Source organism: Xanthomonas sp. 1678 (assembly GCF_031455575.1).
In the GTDB taxonomy this organism is placed as follows: Bacteria; Pseudomonadota; Gammaproteobacteria; order Xanthomonadales; family Xanthomonadaceae; genus Xanthomonas_A.
Genome location: NZ_JAVDSZ010000009.1, coordinates 1 through 16,036, shown reverse-complemented (window position 1 = coordinate 16,036; position 16,036 = coordinate 1). Strand labels below are relative to the sequence as shown.

The 16,036-nt window shown below is 70.7% G+C and carries 12 protein-coding genes; 11 read left to right on the top strand and 1 reads right to left on the bottom strand.

All coding sequences use genetic code 11. From position 1 onward, the window contains the following. Positions 1-32: 32 nt before the first annotated feature. Positions 33-2,765: a polysaccharide deacetylase family protein gene (locus J2Y70_RS15850; RefSeq protein WP_309919558.1), complete on the top strand. Its 2,733-nt coding sequence runs from the start codon at positions 33-35 to the stop codon at positions 2,763-2,765. Positions 2,766-2,793: 28 nt separating this feature from the next. Further along, a complete protein-coding gene (mnmE, locus tag J2Y70_RS15845; protein ID WP_309919555.1) occupies positions 2,794-4,134 on the top strand; it encodes a tRNA uridine-5-carboxymethylaminomethyl(34) synthesis GTPase MnmE in 1,341 nt (446 codons plus the stop codon). A 27-nt stretch (positions 4,135-4,161) separates the two neighbouring features. Here the strand turns inward: mnmE and J2Y70_RS15840 are convergent, their stop codons facing one another. After that, positions 4,162-5,070, bottom strand: coding sequence for an SDR family oxidoreductase (locus J2Y70_RS15840; protein ID WP_309919553.1), 909 nt, complete (start codon positions 5,068-5,070; stop codon positions 4,162-4,164). Between the two features lie 157 nt (positions 5,071-5,227). Between J2Y70_RS15840 and J2Y70_RS15835 the strand changes: the two genes are divergently transcribed. The 9 genes from J2Y70_RS15835 (at position 5,228) to J2Y70_RS15795 (ending at position 15,727) form a co-directional block, all read left to right on the top strand. Continuing rightward, a complete protein-coding gene (locus tag J2Y70_RS15835) occupies positions 5,228-5,680 on the top strand; it encodes a helix-turn-helix domain-containing protein (RefSeq protein WP_309919551.1) in 453 nt (150 codons plus the stop codon). A 628-nt stretch (positions 5,681-6,308) separates the two neighbouring features. Beyond that, positions 6,309-7,727 carry a DUF4832 domain-containing protein gene (locus J2Y70_RS15830; RefSeq protein ID WP_309919546.1) on the top strand — a complete coding sequence of 473 codons (1,419 nt, stop codon included), beginning with the start codon at positions 6,309-6,311 and terminating at the stop codon, positions 7,725-7,727. Positions 7,728-8,242: 515 nt separating this feature from the next. Beyond that, entirely contained in the window at positions 8,243-9,172 is a 930-nt protein-coding gene (locus tag J2Y70_RS15825) for a glyoxalase (RefSeq protein WP_309919543.1), read from the top strand. 8 nt (positions 9,173-9,180) lie between these two features. Further along, positions 9,181-10,605 carry an alginate export family protein gene (locus J2Y70_RS15820; RefSeq protein WP_309919539.1) on the top strand — a complete coding sequence of 475 codons (1,425 nt, stop codon included), beginning with the start codon at positions 9,181-9,183 and terminating at the stop codon, positions 10,603-10,605. Between the two features lie 109 nt (positions 10,606-10,714). Continuing rightward, entirely contained in the window at positions 10,715-11,368 is a 654-nt protein-coding gene (locus J2Y70_RS15815; protein WP_309919536.1) for a hydrolase, read from the top strand. 13 nt (positions 11,369-11,381) lie between these two features. Further along, a complete protein-coding gene (locus J2Y70_RS15810) occupies positions 11,382-11,663 on the top strand; it encodes a DUF1427 family protein (RefSeq protein ID WP_309919533.1) in 282 nt (93 codons plus the stop codon). Next, positions 11,656-13,548 (top strand): amidohydrolase, encoded by a 1,893-nt coding sequence (locus tag J2Y70_RS15805; protein WP_309919530.1) that lies wholly within the window; start codon positions 11,656-11,658, stop codon positions 13,546-13,548. The genes J2Y70_RS15810 and J2Y70_RS15805 overlap by 8 nt, the downstream gene beginning before the upstream one ends. Positions 13,549-13,680: 132 nt before the next feature. Further along, the gene (locus J2Y70_RS15800; protein WP_309919527.1) at positions 13,681-14,100 is read left to right on the top strand and encodes a DoxX family protein; all 420 of its coding nucleotides are present in this window, start codon (positions 13,681-13,683) and stop codon (positions 14,098-14,100) included. Next, positions 14,093-15,727, top strand: a complete 1,635-nt coding sequence (locus J2Y70_RS15795; RefSeq protein ID WP_309919524.1) for an MFS transporter — start codon at positions 14,093-14,095, stop codon at positions 15,725-15,727. Before J2Y70_RS15800 ends, J2Y70_RS15795 begins: the two co-directional genes overlap by 8 nt. Positions 15,728-16,036: the final 309 nt, after the last annotated feature.

Genomic DNA, 16,036 nt, shown 5'->3' with positions numbered 1-16,036 from the left:
GTTCCCGCCACCCTTCTTGCGAGTCCCGAGCCATGCTCGACCGCCGTTCCGCGTTGCTGGTCTCCGTCGCCGCCTCGTGCCTGATCGCGCTGGCGCTGGGCGGCTGCCAGCGCACGCCGTCGTCCACGGCCGCCGCCGCAGCGCCGTCCGCGCACGCAGCGGACAACGCGGCGTTGCCGGGTTCGCCCGCACTGCAGGCGCAGGCCGCGGCGATCCGCACGCACCTGCAGGAACAGCTGGCGGCGCAGCGCAAGATCATCGTGCTGCTGGCCGACGAGGCCAAGCAGTCGGCGGCCGAACGGCAGACCTCCAGCGGCGTCGGCCAGCAGCTGTTCCACGAGGGCCTGGAGCGGCGCGAGGCGTTGGCCAAACAGTTCGATGCGCTGTTGGGGCAGCAGGACGCGCAGCGCTTCGCCGCGGTCGGCGCGCTGCTGGACTACATCGAATCGGCGCCGGACCTGTACGACGCCGACCGCCTCGCGTTCCGCGAGATCCTGGCCGACTGGCAGGCGCGCATCGGCAAGGATTCCTCGTTGCCGGCGATCAAGCTGCATCAGCGCATCGGCGAGGACCTGGAGGCGCTGGACGAGATCGAGCGCACCTACAACCGCGAGATCACCGCGATCTTCAGCCGCTTCGACCGCACCCGCGCGATCGTGCAGAAGCGCGAGAAGTGGGAGGACTACCTCGCCCACCTGGGCACGTTGTACACGCGCGAGCGGATCCTGCGCGACTATGGGGTGATCACGCCGTATCCGATGTCGATGCAGGACAGCGACCGCGAGGTGTTCGGCCGCGACCTGCCGCCGAAGACGGTGGTGCTGAGCTTCGACGACGGTCCGCACCGCGAGTACACCGACGAGATCGTCGCCATCCTCAAGCGCTACGACGTGCCGGCCACGTTCTTCGAGGTCGGCCGCAACCTGGGCAAGCTCGATGCCGACGGCAAGGTCGCGCTGGCGCCGCTGGCCAGCGTCAGCCGCGGCCTGATGGAGCAGGGCTACACGGTCGGCAACCACAGCCTGACCCATGCGCAGCTGTCCAAGGAAACCGGCGCCGCATTGCGCAGCCAGATCCTGGACACCGACCGCATGCTGCGCGCGGTCGATGCCAAGCGCGCGCCGCTGTTCCGCTTCCCGTACGGCGCGCGCAACGCCGAGGGCATGCAGATCCTCGGCGAGGCCGGGTTGAAGTCGGTGATGTGGAACGTGGATTCGCTGGACTGGGCCGACCCGGTGCCCGAATCGATCGTGCAGCGCGTGCTCGAGCAGGTCGGCCGCGAGCAGCGCGGCATCCTGTTGTTCCACGATATCCACGAGCGCACGGTCAAGGCGCTACCGCAGATCCTGGACCGGCTCAGTGCCGACGGCTACCAGTTCGCCGCCTGGAACGGGCGCGATTTCAGCGTGGCGCGCGCGGCGGCCAACGCCGCGGCGCCGGCGGTGACCAGCGGCTACGACAAGTCGTGGGCGATCGTGATCGGCATCGACGACTACGCGCGCTGGCCCAAGCTGCAGTACGCGGCCAACGATGCGCAGGCGATCGCGCAGACCTTGACCGGCAGCTTCGGGTTTCCGTCTTCGCAGGTGATCGTGCTGAAGAACCAGGAAGCCACGCGCAACAACATCCTGGCCGCGTTCCACGATCGCCTGGCGCACGGCGGGGTGGGCAAGAACGACCGCGTGTTCGTGTTCTTCGCCGGGCATGGCGCCACCCGCAAGCTGGCCTCCGGGCGCGACCTGGGCTACATCGTGCCGGCCGATTCGGACCCGGCGCAGTTCGCCACCGACGCGATCCCGATGACCGAGATCCAGGACATCGCCGAGAGCCTGGAAGCCAAGCACGTGCTGTTCGTGATGGACGCCTGCTACAGCGGCCTGGGCCTGACCCGCGGCGGCGGCACCGGCGCCTACCTGCGCGAGAACGCGCGGCGCGTGGCGCGGCAGATGCTCACCGCCGGCGGCGCCGACCAGCAGGTCGCCGACAGCGGCCCCAACGGCCATTCGGTGTTCACCTGGGTGCTGCTGCAGGCGCTGTCGGGCAAGGGCGATCTCAACGGCGACGGCCTGATCACCGGTACCGAACTGGCCGCGTACGTGGCGCCGGCGGTGTCGAGCATCTCGCCGCAGACGCCGGCGTTCGGCAGCCTGCCCGGCTCGCAGGGCGGCGAGTTCGTGCTGCAGGTGCCGGAAGGCGACGAATTCCTGACCGCCAACACGCAGCAGCTGTCCTCGGCGGCGATCGCGATGAACGACCGGGTCGCCGCGGCGGTGCCGGCGGTGGCCACGCCCGCTACGGCGACGGCTGCGTCGGCCGCGGCGCCGGTAGCCAAGCCGACTGTGGTCAAGGACCTGCAGGGCGGCGAGCGGCCGCTGGCGGTGCCGGTCGCGGCCGGGCCGCTGTCCGACCGGCAGCGCGCGCAGCGCGCCAACGACCGCGGCTTGCAGCTGTACAAGGAAAAGCGCTACGACGAGGCCGAGGCGCAGTTCACCGAGGCGTTGAAGCTGCGCCCTGACTTCGCGCTGGCGGCCAACAACCTCGGCTTCATCTACTACCGCCAGGGCAAGTACGCGCAGGCCGCGCGCTGGCTGGAGAACACGCTGAAGATCGATCCCTCGCGCGCGGTGGCCTACATCAACCTGGGCGATGCGTACCGGCAGATGGGCGACGCGGCCAAGGCCAAGCGCGCGTTCCAGACCTATCTGGAGCTGCAGCCCGGCGGCGCCTCGGCGGCGTACGCGCGCACCCAGCTGCAGGCGTTGTAGCCTGCAGCGCTGCAGGAGATTCCTCGCCATGCCGCATGCCGCCGACACCATCGCCGCCATCGCCACCGCCCCGGGTGCGGGCGGGGTCGGCGTGGTGCGCGTGTCCGGGCGCCTGGCCGCGGCGATCGGCGCCGGCCTCGGCCTGGGCGCGCTGGCCCCGCGCACCGCGCGCTATGCGCGCTTCCGCGATGCGCACGGCGACACACTCGACGACGGCATCGCGCTGTGGTTCCCGGCGCCGCGCAGCTTCACCGGCGAGGACGTGCTGGAACTGCAGGCGCACGGCAGCCCGGTGCTGCTGCGGCAGCTGGTGGCGCGCTGCTGCGAACTCGGCGCGCGGCCGGCGCGGCCCGGCGAGTTCAGCGAACGCGCCTTCCTCAACCGCAAGCTGGACCTGGCCCAGGCCGAGGCCATCGCCGACCTGATCGCCGCCGGCGACCTGCGCGCCGCGCGCGCGGCGCGGCGGTCGCTCGATGGCGTGTTCTCGCGTCGGGTCGACGCGCTGGCCGAGCAGCTGCTGCGGCTGCGCATCCATACCGAGGCGGCGATCGATTTCGCCGACGAATCGCTGGACACGCTCGGCGGCGAACAGGTCCGCGCCGGCCTGGAGCAGGCGCGCGCCGCGCTGGCGCAGCTGCTGCTGGATGCCGAACGCGGCCGGCGCCTGCGCGACGGCCTGCATGCGGTGCTGGTCGGGCCGCCGAACGCCGGCAAGAGCTCGCTGCTCAACGCGCTGGCCGGCAGCGAGCGTGCCATCGTCACCGACATCGCCGGCACCACCCGCGACACCTTGCGCGAGACCGTGCGGCTGGACGGGCTGGAGCTGACCCTGGTCGACACCGCGGGTTTGCGCGAGGGCGGCGATGCGATCGAACGCGAAGGCATGCGCCGCGCGCGGCTGGAACTGCGGCGCGCCGACCTGGCGCTGGTCGTGCTCGACGCGCGCGATGTGGACGCCGGTCGTGCCGCGATCGCCGAGGCCATCGCCGACGTGCCGCAGCGGTTGTGGATCCACAACAAGAGCGACCTGCTCGACGCCGTACCGGAAGCGACAGCCGACAGCGTGTACGTCTCCGCCAGTACCGGCAGCGGTCTGGAACGGCTGCACGCGCAGCTGCGCGCGATCGCCGGCCATGCCGCCGGCGACGGCAGCGACGGCGAATTCTCCGCGCGCGCGCGCCACGTGGACGCCTTGCAGCGCGCCACCGCGCACGCCGCTGCCGCGGCCGCCGAACTGGGCTACGAGCGGCTGGAACTGGCCGCCGAGGAACTGCGCCTGGCGCATGCCGCGCTCGGCGAGATCGTCGGCCATGTCAGCGCCGACGACCTGCTGGGACGGATCTTCTCCAGCTTCTGCATCGGCAAGTAGGGCAGACGGCCCCGCTTGCCCGCAGCGTCAGGGCGCCAGCGCGGCGAGCTGCGCGCGGTTGGCCTGCAGCCACTGCTCGAACGGCTGCGGCGCCTGCCCGGTCAGCGCCTGGTAGTCGCCGGTGACGGCGGCCGCGCGCCCGACCGCGGTGTTGCTGTCGAACGAGGCGAGGATCCGCGCCAACGGCTCGGGCAGGCCGGCACCGACCATGCCCTGGACCAGGCCTTCGACCGGCACCGGCACCACCTCGATCGGCTTGCCGACGGCCTGCGCGACCAGCGCCGCGATCTCGGCGGTGGTGTAGGCGCGCGCGCCGCTCAGGGTCAGCGTGCGCGTGTCGTCGCTGTCGGCGGCCAGCGCCACCGCCGCGGCGCGGGCCAGGTCGTCGCGCGCGATGTGGGCGATGCGGCCGTCCTGCGCGGCGCTGTACCAGTGGCCGGAGGCTAGGGTCGACGGCAGGCTCATGAACAGGTTCTCGAAGTACCAGTGATTGCGCAGCACGGTCCAGCCGGGCAGGGCGCTGGCGGCCAACGCGTCCTCGGTACCGGCGTGGTCGGCGGCGAGCAGCAGCGGCGAATCGTAGGGTTCGGGGCAGGAGGTGTAGACCACGTGGCGCACGCCGGCGCGGGTGGCCGCGGCGATCGCCGCCCGGTGCTGCTCGAGCCGGTGGCCGGGGCGGTCCAGCGCATCGGTGCTGATCAGCAGCAGCCGGCCCACGCCTTGGAACGCCGCGCCCAGCGAGGCCGGGGCATCGAAGTCGCCGGGGCGCACGTCGACGCCGCGTGCCGCCCAGGCGGCCAGGGTCTCGGGACGGCGGGTCAGGGCGACGATGCGTTGCGGCGGCAGCTGCAGCGTGTCGAGCAGATGGGCCAGCACGCGCTGGCCGAGCTGGCCACCGGCGCCGGTGACCAGCAGGGAATCGGGATGAGCGGACATGGGGTTTCCTTAGGAGTGGGCGGTGCCGATGCTTGCGCAGCGCCGGCATGGGGCGGACCGAAGTGGTCTGTAAAAGGAACCTGGTACATAGTAGAGATCGCGGCGATGCTGTAAATACGGCACTTTTCCCGCCCCTGATGACGCCGAGGTAACCACCATGCCCGCCACCGCTGCGCCTGCCGATCCGCTGCTGAGCCAACGGCTGCGCGACCTCCGCGACGAGGGCCAGCCGATCGGCCAGTGCCCGGTGCGCGACGTGCTGGCGCAGATCGGCGACAAGTGGAGCACCCTGTTCCTGATGCTGCTGACCGAGCGCCCGCATCGCTTCGGCGAATTGCGCCGCGCGGTGCCGGACATCTCCCAGCGCATGCTGAGCCAGACCCTGCGCGACCTGCAGCGCGAAGGCTTGGTCGCGCGCGAGGTGCTGCCGCTGGTGCCGCCGGGCGTGGAATACCGGCTGACCCCGCTGGGGCAGTCCCTGAGCGAACCGCTGGCGCTACTGGTGCACTGGGCCGAAGCCCATCACGGCGATGTCCGCGCAGCGCGCGCGGCGTTCGAAGACGAGCAGCCGGGCGCTACGACCTCGGTAGAGACCCGCCGCAGCGCCTGACTGCGGTCGCGCTGCCTGTGCCATAGGCAGGCAGGCGTGATCGAAGCAAGGCCCGTCGCGCAATGCGATAGGCCAGACATGCGCGCCATGGCGCATCCCGTTCGCGTGTTGCAGTGCGTTCCCTGCCGCAGGTTCGCCGATCCGGCTATTGCGACCGATGTCGCAGGCCTGGCACAGCGCGCAAGCCCCCATCCACCCACGGCCGACGCGCCAGCGCACCCGTGGCCCTGCCCGGATCCGCCGCGCACGCGAGGCGGGGATCGATCCGTTGCGGCTGCGTTGGTCATGGAAAGGGGTGGCCATCAAGGATCCAGTCCACCCAGGTAGACAAAGATAATTTCGTTATCTTTCGAGATTGATGCATAACGAAACTTAATCTAGGCTCGATTTCGTTGCCTCGGTGACTGTTCCGACATGACCGACGCCTGCCGGGCGTGGCATTCCGTGCCTCGAGCCGCAGCGCAGTGCCGTCCAGTACGCGGGACTCGCACGGCGCCGGATCGGTGCGCTGCGTTCGCCGGCATCGATATGGCGGAATGCGATCCCGTCGCTCGCCACGCTGTCTGACATCTCCACCCCTCCACAACGAAGAGGTCGCCCCATGTCGTCACGTCCCGTTTCCCGACGCTTGTCCTTCGCAGTCGCATGCCTGCTCGGCGCCGCTTGCGCGCAGGCCGGCACGCTGAGCCCGGCGGTGTCCACCCAGGAGTTCGACAATCCGCACCGCGGTTTCATGCTGTGGGGCAGTTCCTACGCCGCCGATGGCGGCGTGGACAACTTCCATGGCGCGCACATCTACCACGTGTACCTGCCGTGGCGGATGATCGAGACGTCCGACCAGGTCTTCGACTGGCAGGCGATCGAAACGCATTACCTGCAACCGATCCTCAACGACGATCCGTTGGCCACCTTCGTGCTGCGCCCGGTCGCCGACTATCCCGACAGCGCAGGCAGCCAGATCGACGCCCACTACAGCGGCGGCGAGAACGAGCGCGATTACCCCAAGTTCCTCGAACAGCAACCGCTGTCCATTCCTTTCGCGGTCCGCGCCAGCTGCGACGGCGACGGGCCGGTCCGCAGCCTGGACTACAACAACGCCAACGCGCGTCAGCAGATGCAGCAGTTCGTGGCGGCGCTGGCCGCGCGCTACGACGGCGATCCGCGGATCACCGCCATCCAGGTGGGGCTGCTCGGCTTCTGGGGCGAATGGCATACCAGCGGCTGCGAAGACCTGCAGCCGAACGCGCAGACCCGCACGCTGATCCGCGACGCCTATGTCGCCGCGTTCCAGCGCACGCCGCTGCAGACCCGCTACGCGCGCCAGTCCGATGTGGGATCGGCGCTGTTCGGCTTCCACGAGGATTTCTTCCCGTCCTTCACCGCCAGCTGCGGCGCCTTCAGCCCGGCACTGCCCAGTTGCAGCGACGACGGCTGGTGGAACCTGGAGTACGGCCTGACCAATGAAGTGCCCGCCGCGCGCCAGAACTGGATGGTGAGCCCGCTCAGCGGCGAGAGCCCCAACGCCAACCAGAAGAGCACCTGGATCAACCGCACCGCCGACATCCGCAAGCTGTTGCGCGACTACCACTTCAGCTTCCTCGGCCCGGCCGGAGCGCACGAAACCAGCGGCAACGCCAGCAAGCTGCAGGACATCAAGCGCGACCTGGGCTATCGCCTGGCGGTGGCCAAGGCCAGCTGGCCCGACACGCAGAGCCGCGGTCAGCAGGCCACGCTGCAACTGGACATGACCAACCGCGGTTCGGCTCCGCTGTATCACGGCTACCACGTGGAACTGCACTGGGTCGCCAGCGACGGCACCACGCGCGCGCGCGCCACCGTCCCGGGTTTCGCGCTCAACGAGATCATGCCCGGCGCCACCCTCAGCCGCAGTGCCAGCTTCACCGTCCCGGCCACGCTGCCGTCGGGCAGCTACGCGCTGCGCCTGGCCCTGGCCGACGACGCGCCGGGGCGCCGCCACATCGCACCGCAGAACGACGGCCAGGACAGCGAACGGCGCCTGCCGCTGGGCCAGGTGCAGGTGCCCTGATCCGACTGCGCGCCGCGGCCGCGCATTGCGGTCGCGGCGCGCTGTTGGATCGGCGCGGCGGGATGGACGTGGAAGAATCCGGCGTCCTCGCCCGGATGGGAAGCGGCCGTAGGCCGCATTCGCCTTGTACCTGCTGCGGATCTGCTGCGCATCGACCGGCGGGTCCGCTTGCCGCCGTAGCCGGCATGGAAGCCCAAGGCGATGCCCAACGCTCGGAACATCGGTCGAGCCCAACGCGCCATGCGTCGCCGCCGCCTCGGGCGACCGCAGCCGCATGGGTTCGGCGTCCTCTGCATTTCAGGACACGTGACTCGCGCAGCGTCGGCACGCACCGAGCCTTGTACGACATTTTCATCGGAGGCAATGCCGGTCTCGATGCAGGCAGCGCAACACCGCGCGAATTTCCAAGACGTCCACCGTGCCGCCGCGCAGCATGCGGAGGCCGGCGCATCGGGTGCCGGTTGCCTGCGCCGTTGCCGGCGCCGGTCTTCGCTGCAAGCCGAGGATGTTTCCGCATGCGCCTGAAAATCGCCGCCGCCCTGCTGTCGCTCAGCGTGCTGTCGCTCAGCGCGCAATCGCCGAGTGCGTTCGCCGCGGCGGCCGCACCGCCAGCCGCGCATGCCGCCGCCGCGCCGCCGGTCGCGGTTGCCCCGCAATACGACACCACCCACGTCTATGTCGCGCCGGCCGACGTGGACCGCTTCGTCGCCAGCTTCCTGGCCACCTTCGGCGGCAGCAGCACGCGCCAGGTGGTGGCGACGGTGACGCCGACCCCGAGCAGCACCACCTCGCAGTTGCTGCAGACGCCGGTCGGCACGGTCTCGCTGTTCGGCTTCACCACGCCGGTCCCGTACCCGTTCGGCGCCGAGCGCAACGGCCTGCTGGTGCGCGACATGGACCAGGCGGTGGCCGCGGCGCGCGCCGCCGGTGCCGACGTGCTGGTCGCGCCGTTCCCCGACCCGATTGGCCGCGATGCGGTGGTGCAATGGCCGGGCGGGATCAACACACAGCTGTACTGGCATACCACCGCGCCGTCGTACGCGGCGTTCCGCACGCTGCCGGAGAACCGCGTCTATCTGTCGCCGGACCGTGCCGACGCCTTCGTGCGCAGCTTCCTTGCCTTCTCCCACGGCAAGGTCGTGGACGATGCGCGGCAGGCGCCGGGGCAGGAGATCGGCCGTCCCGGCGAACACTACCGGCGCATTCGCCTGCTGTCGGATTTCGGCAAGACCACGGTGGCGGTCAGCGACGGGCACCTGCCGTATCCGTACGGGCGCGAGACCACCGGCTACGAAGTCGAGGACCTGCAACAGACTCTGGACAAGGCCAAGGCCGCCGGCGTGCAGGTGCTGGTGGCGCCGTTCGCCGCGCAGGACCGGCGCAGCGCGGTGGTGGAATTCCCGGGCGGCTACGTCGCCGAGATCCATAGCCCGCTGGCGCGTTGAGCGGGCGCGTGCACGCCGCCGCGCGCGCGTGCCTGGCCGCGTCGCTGGCGCTGGCATGCAGCGCCGCGATCGCGGCGCCGGCCGACGCCGCGGAGCAACCGGCGCCGGCATCCGCGCCGGCGACGCGGCCGCTGCCGGCCACCAATCGCTGGCAGGAAGACTGGTCGGCGCTGGCCGATCCGGCCCTGCGGCAATCGCCGCTGGACCGGCTGAAGTACCTGCCGCTGGACGTGGACGATCCGCAGCGCTACCTGTCGCTGGGCGCCAACCTGCGCGAGCGGTTCGAGTCCAACGACGCGCCCGGCCTAGGCACCGACGATGCCGCTGACGCCTACCTGCTGCAGCGCCTGCAACTGCATGCCGACCTGCGCCTGGGCAGCCGCTGGCAGGCGTTCGCGCAGCTCGAGGACGTGCGCGCCTACGCCAAGCGCGCGCATTCGGGCGCCGACCAGAACCGGCTCGACCTGCGCCTGGCCTTCATCGCCTACCAGCGCGCCTTCGCCGCCGGCACCTTCAAGGCGCGCGTAGGCCGGCAGGATTTCGCCTTCGACCTGCAGCGCTTCGTGTCTTCGCGCGACGGCCCCAACGTGCGCCAGTCGTTCGACGCGGTATGGGCCGATTGGGAAACGCCGCGCTGGCGCGTGCTCGGCTTCGTCAGCCAGCCGGTGCAGTACGCCGACGCGCGCGCCTTCGACGACAGCTCCAGCCGCCGCGTGCGCTTCGGCACGCTGCGCGTCGAGCGCAAGGTGCTCGGCGACAACGAGCTGTCCGGCTACTACGCGCTGTACGCACGCGACCAGGCGCACTACCTGGACGGCAGCGGCCGCGAGCGCCGCCACGTGTTCGACCTGCGCTTCGCCGGCACCGCCGGCGGCACGGACTGGGACCTGGAGACGATGGCGCAACGCGGTAGCGTCGGCCCGCAGGCGATCCGCGCCTGGGCGGTCGGCGCGCGCGCCGGCTACACGTTGCAACGGTTGCCCACGCAACCGCGCCTGGGCCTGCAACTGGACGCCGCCTCCGGCGATGCGCGGGCCGGCGACGGCCGCGTGGCCACCTTCAATCCGCTGTTCCCGAACGGCTACTACTTCGCGCTCGCCGGCTACACCGGCTACAGCAACCTGGTGCACCTGAAGCCGTCGCTGCAATGGCGGGCCACGCCGGCGCTGACCGCGACGGTCGCGGTGGGCCTGCTGTGGCGGCAGACCACCGCCGACGCGGTGTACCTGCAGCCCAACCTGCCGGTGGCCGGCACCGCCGGCCAGGGCGGGCGCTGGACCGGCCGCTACACCCAACTGCGACTGCAGCGTGCGTTGTCGCCGCAGCTCACCGCGGCGCTGGAAGCGGTGCGCTACGAGGCCGGCGGCGCGTTGCGCCACGCCGGCGCGCACGACAGCAGCTATGTCGGGACCGAGGTGCGCTGGGCTTGGTAGCCCGGCCGGCGCGCGCGGTCGCATTTGGCGCGCAGAGCGACACGAATCTCCAAGACGCGGCCGCGGCCGTGCGCGAGCATCGTGCTCTCCCCCGCAGCAGGATCTCGCCATGCCGCTCGCCGCTCTGCCCATTCCGGGCGCCTCGTTGCTCTCGCCGGGCGACCACACCCTGATCATGATCGACTTCCAGTCGCAGATGGCCTTCGCCACGCATTCGATCGATGCCGGCGCGCTGCGCACCAATGCCGCGCTGGTGGCCAATGCCGCGGCCGGCTTCGGCGTGCCCACGATCCTGACCACGGTCGCCGAGAAGAGCTTCTCCGGGCCGATGTTCGACGAAGTGGTGGCGCCGTTCCCGGGCCAGGCGCTGCTCGACCGCACCTCGATGAACACCTGGGAAGACGCGGCGGTGATCCAGCGGGTCAACGAGATCGGCAAGTCGCGGATCGTGCTGGCCGGGTTGTGGACCAGCGTGTGCATCGTCGGCCCGGCGCTGTCGGCGCTGGACCAGGGTTTCGAGGTGTATGTGATCGCCGACGCCTGCGGAGACGTGTCGGCCGAGGCGCACAACCGCGCGATCGAGCGCATCGTGCAGGCCGGCGGGCGGCCGATGACCGCATTGCAATACCTGCTGGAACTGCAGCGCGACTGGGCGCGTACCGCGTCCTATGCCACCACCACCGATGTGGCACGCAAATACGGCGGCGCCTACGGCCTGGGGATCACCTATGCCCGGACCATGTTCGGCGCCCATGAAGGCTGAGCGGAGCGCGCCGATGAAGACCTATCTGGTATCGCTGGGCCTGGGCCTGCTGGTCGGGGTGATCTATGCGTTGTTCAAGGTGCGTTCGCCGGCGCCGCCGGTGATCGCGCTGGTCGGCCTGCTCGGCATCCTGCTCGGCGAGCAGCTGCCGCCGCTGGTGCAGCGGCTGCTGCGCAGCGACGCCAACCCGACCTCGTGGTTCCACCACCAGGTCAAGCCGCACGTGTTCGGCGAACTGCCGCAGCGCACGCAACCGCCGGCGCCGCCGGCACCGGGAGACCACGACAATGGCTGAGCCACATGCCATCGACGCCGCGCCGGATCTGATCCTGTACCGCGGCCGCTTCACCACCCTGGACCGCTCCCGTCCCAACGCCGAGGCGGTGGCGATCAAGGACGGGCGCTTCCTGCAGGTCGGCAGCAACGAGGAGATCCTGGCGTTGGCCGGCGCGCGCACCCGGCGCATCGACCTGCACGGCCGCTGCGTGCTGCCGGGCCTGATCGACAACCATCTGCACCTGATCCGCGGCGGCCTCAACTACAACCTGGAACTGCGCTGGGATGGCGTGCGCAGCCTCGCCGACGCGATGGACATGCTGCGCCGGCAGGTGGCGATCACCCCCGCGCCGCAATGGGTGCGCGTGGTCGGCGGTTTCACCGAACACCAATTCGCCGAGAAGCGGCTGCCGACCATCGCCGAACTCAACGCGGTGGCGCCGGACACGCCGGTGTTCCTGCTGCACCTGTACGACCGCGCGCTGCTCAACGGCGCCGCGTTGCGTGCGGTGGGCTACGGCAAGGACACGCCGGCGCCGCCGGGCGGGGAGATCGTGCGCGACGCCGAGGGCAATCCGAGCGGGCTGCTGCTGGCCAAGCCGAATGCCTCGATCCTGTACGCGACCCTGGCCAAGGGGCCGAAGCTGCCCTACGAATACCAGGTCAACTCGACCCGCCAGTTCATGCGCGAACTGAACCGGCTCGGCGTCACCGGCGCGATCGATGCCGGCGGCGGTTTCCAGAACTATCCGGACGACTACAAGGTGATCCAGGAACTGGCCGACGCCGGCCAGCTGACCATCCGCTTGGCCTACAACCTGTTCACCCAGAAGCCGCAACAGGAGAAGCAGGACTTCCTCAACTGGACCGCCAACTCGCGCTACCAGCAGGGCGACGACTACTTCCGCCACAACGGCGCCGGCGAGATGCTGGTGTTCTCCGCCGCCGACTTCGAGGACTTCCGCCAGCCGCGGCCGGACATGCCGCCGCAGATGGAGACCGAACTGGAGGACGTGGTGCGGATCCTGGCGCAGAACCGCTGGCCGTGGCGCCTGCACGCGACCTACGACGAGACCATCAGCCGCGCGCTGGATGCGTTCGAGCGCGTGGACCGGGAGATCCCGCTGCAGGGACTGCACTGGTTCTTCGACCATGCTGAAACCATCTCCGAAAAGTCCATCGACCGCATCGCCGCGCTCGGCGGCGGCATCGCGGTGCAGCACCGCATGGCCTACCAGGGCGAGTATTTCGTCGAGCGCTACGGCATGGGCGCGGCGCAGGCCACGCCGCCGGTCAAGCGCATGCTGGAGAAAGGGGTCAAGGTCTCGGCCGGCACCGACGCCACCCGCGTCGCCTCGTACAACCCGTGGGTATCGCTGGCGTGGCTGGTCACCGGACGTACCGTTGGCGGCCTGCGCCTGTATCCGCAACGCAACTGTGTGGACCGCGAAACCGCCTTGCGCATGTGGACCGAGCACGTCACCTGGTTCAGCAACGAGGAAGGCAAGAAGGGCCGCATCCAGGCCGGCCAGTTCGCCGACCTGGTGGTGCCGGACCGCGATTTCTTCGGCTGCGCGGAAAGCGACATCGCCGACACCACCGCGTTGCTGACCATGGTCGGTGGCAAGGTGGTGTGGGCCAGCGGCGCGTTCGCCGACCACGACGAAGCGCCGCCGCCGCCGGCCATGCCGGACTGGTCGCCGGCGCGCAGCTTCCGCGGCTACGGCGCCTGGGGCGACGCGCCGGCGGCGGCGACGCTGCAACAGGCTGCTGCGAGTTGCGGCTGCGCCCACGACTGCACCATCCACGGGCACCAGCACGCCACCGCGTGGAGCAGCCAGCTGCCGATCGCCGATCTGAAGAGCTTCTGGGGCGCGCTGGGTTGCGCGTGCTGGGCGGTATGAGCGTGGCACACGCGGTCGGCATCCAGGCTGGCGCGTGGAGCGTGCCGTGTGCCGTGCGCGTCGCGGTCGCGGTCGCCAGCACTCCGCGAGGAGAGCTATATCGCGCTGGTCGCGGCGCTCGGAGCGTGCACCATGCATGAGGCGACCGCTACGATCGGCACGCGCCTGACGCCGACGTGGCTGCGCTGGCTGGCGCTGTTCGGGCTGTGCGCGGCCTATCTGCAGGGTGGGCTGGTCAAGGCCTTCGCCTTCGACGGCGCGGTCGCGGAGATGGTGCATTTCGGCATGGCGCCAGCCGCGCCGCTGGCGGCGGCGGTGATCGTGCTGGAACTGGGCGCGTCGCTGCTGATCCTCAGCGGCGCGTATCGTTGGCTGGGCGCGCTGGCGCTGGCCGGGTTCACCCTGGTGGCCGCGTGCGTGGCCAACCGCTATTGGGAGATGAGCGGCATGCAACGCTTCGCGGCGATGAACGCGTTCTACGAACACCTGGGCCTGGTCGGCGGCTTCGTGCTGGTGGCCTGGCACGACCTGCGCGAGCGTGCGCATGGCTGAGTCCAGCGCGCCCGTGCCGGCGACCGGCAGCTTCGCCCCGCTGCGGCATCGCGTGTTCGCGGTGCTGTGGGCGGCCACCGTGCTCGGCAACGTCGGCAGCTTCATGCGCGACGTCGCCAGTTCCTGGCTGGTCACCGACCTGTCCAACAATCCCGCCGCGGTGGCGCTGATGCAGACCGCGGCGACGCTGCCGGTGTTCCTGCTGGCGATCCCGGCCGGGGTGCTGTCGGACATCCTCGACCGGCGCCGCTTCCTGATCTGCGTGCAGGTGCTGCTGGCCTGCGTCAGCGCCAGCCTGCTGCTGCTGTCCAAGACCGGCGCGCTCACCGTCGAATACCTGGTCGCGCTGACCTTCGTCGGCGGCATCGGCAGCGCGCTGATGGGCCCGACCTGGCAGGCGATCGTGCCGGAACTGGTGCCGCGCGCGGACCTGAAGAACGCGGTGGCGCTGAATTCGCTGGGCATCAACATCGCCCGCGCGCTGGGCCCGGCCGGCGGCGGCCTGCTGCTGGCCAGCCTGGGCGCGGTCGCGGCCTATGCCAGCGACGTGCTCAGCTACGTGTTCGTGGTCGCCGCGCTGCTGTGGTGGCCGCGCGCCAAGGCAGCGGACAGCGGGCTGTCCGAGCAGTTCTTCGGTGCCTTCCGCGCCGGCCTGCGCTATGCCCGCGCCAGCCGCGAACTGCACGTGGTGCTGCTGCGCGCGGCGGTGTTCTTCGTGTTCGCCAGCTCGGTGTGGGCGCTGCTGCCGCTGGTGGCGCGGCGCATGCTCGGCGGCAGCGCCGGGTTCTACGGCGTGCTGCTCGGCGCGGTCGGGGTAGGCGCGATCCTCGGCGCGATCGTGCTGCCGTACCTGCGCAAGCGCCTGGATGCCGATGGCCTGGTGCTGCTGGCCGCGGTGCTCACCGCGGCGGTGATGGCGGCGCTGGCCACAACCCCGTCGCAGACGGTCGCGGTGCTGTTGCTGTTGGTGCTCGGCGTCGGCTGGATCGTGGCGCTGACCACGCTCAACGGCGTGGCCCAGGCGGTGTTGCCGAACTGGGTGCGCGGCCGCGGCCTGGCGGTGTACCTGACCGTGTTCAACGGCGCGATGGCCGGCGGCAGCCTGGGCTGGGGCCTGATCGCCGCGCAGCTCGGCATCGCCACGACGCTGCTGATCGGCGCAGGCGCGCTGCCGCTGGTCGCGCTGGCGTTCCACCGCCTGCGCCTGCCCAAGGGCGAGGCCGACCTGCAACCGTCCAACCACTGGCCCGAGCCGCTGCTCAACGCGCCGGTGGCGCACGACCGCGGCCCGGTCATGGTGCAGATCGAATACCGCGTCCGCGTCGCCGACCGCCCCGCGTTCCTGCACGCCTTGCGCGAACTGTCGCGCGAACGCCGCCGCGACGGCGCCTACGCCTGGGGCATCACCGAGCACAGCGCAGAGCCGGAGCGGGTGATGGAATGGTTCCTGGTCGAATCCTGGGCCGAGCACCTGCGCCAGCACCAGCGCGTGTCGCACGCCGACGCCGACCTGCAGCAGAGCGCGTTGCGCTACCACGCCGGTCCCGAGCGGCCAACGGTGCACCATTTCCTGGCGCTGGACCTGCATCAGGCGCAACCGCCGGTTGCCGATGGGCGTGGCGGCTAGCGCGTTTTCAGCGGCAGGGTTCTGCGGTGGCGAAGTGGAAGGAGCAGAAGTGGTGGTGTCGGAAGGGCTTCAGTTGCGATGGCGTGTCGGTACCGCGCGTCGCGACTGAAGTCGCTCCCACAGGTGCGTTGCCCGCGATACAACCGGATGCGGAGACAGGCCAGCTGATCCAGCCTTTTCCGGCGTCAGCCGATGCAGCAACGCCATCGCGCCCTTGTAGGAGTCAACTGTCATGCAGAAGCGATCTCCGGAGGAGCGTAAGGCGCCTGGTCTCGAGCAATGGCATTGAGCCATCGCAGGTACTTGTGC

Bases quoted from the DNA above. Each gene is read 5' to 3' on its own strand.
- J2Y70_RS15850 (WP_309919558.1), top strand. From the start codon at position 33: ATGCTCGACCGCCGTTCCGCGTTGCTGGTCTCCGTCGCCGCCTCGTGC.
- mnmE (WP_309919555.1), top strand. From the start codon at position 2,794: ATGCCGCATGCCGCCGACACCATCGCCGCCATCGCCACCGCCCCGGGT.
- J2Y70_RS15840 (WP_309919553.1), bottom strand. From the start codon at position 5,070: ATGTCCGCTCATCCCGATTCCCTGCTGGTCACCGGCGCCGGTGGCCAG.
- J2Y70_RS15835 (WP_309919551.1), top strand. From the start codon at position 5,228: ATGCCCGCCACCGCTGCGCCTGCCGATCCGCTGCTGAGCCAACGGCTG.
- J2Y70_RS15825 (WP_309919543.1), top strand. From the start codon at position 8,243: ATGCGCCTGAAAATCGCCGCCGCCCTGCTGTCGCTCAGCGTGCTGTCG.
- J2Y70_RS15815 (WP_309919536.1), top strand. From the start codon at position 10,715: ATGCCGCTCGCCGCTCTGCCCATTCCGGGCGCCTCGTTGCTCTCGCCG.
- J2Y70_RS15810 (WP_309919533.1), top strand. From the start codon at position 11,382: ATGAAGACCTATCTGGTATCGCTGGGCCTGGGCCTGCTGGTCGGGGTG.
- J2Y70_RS15805 (WP_309919530.1), top strand. From the start codon at position 11,656: ATGGCTGAGCCACATGCCATCGACGCCGCGCCGGATCTGATCCTGTAC.
- J2Y70_RS15800 (WP_309919527.1), top strand. From the start codon at position 13,681: ATGCATGAGGCGACCGCTACGATCGGCACGCGCCTGACGCCGACGTGG.
- J2Y70_RS15795 (WP_309919524.1), top strand. From the start codon at position 14,093: ATGGCTGAGTCCAGCGCGCCCGTGCCGGCGACCGGCAGCTTCGCCCCG.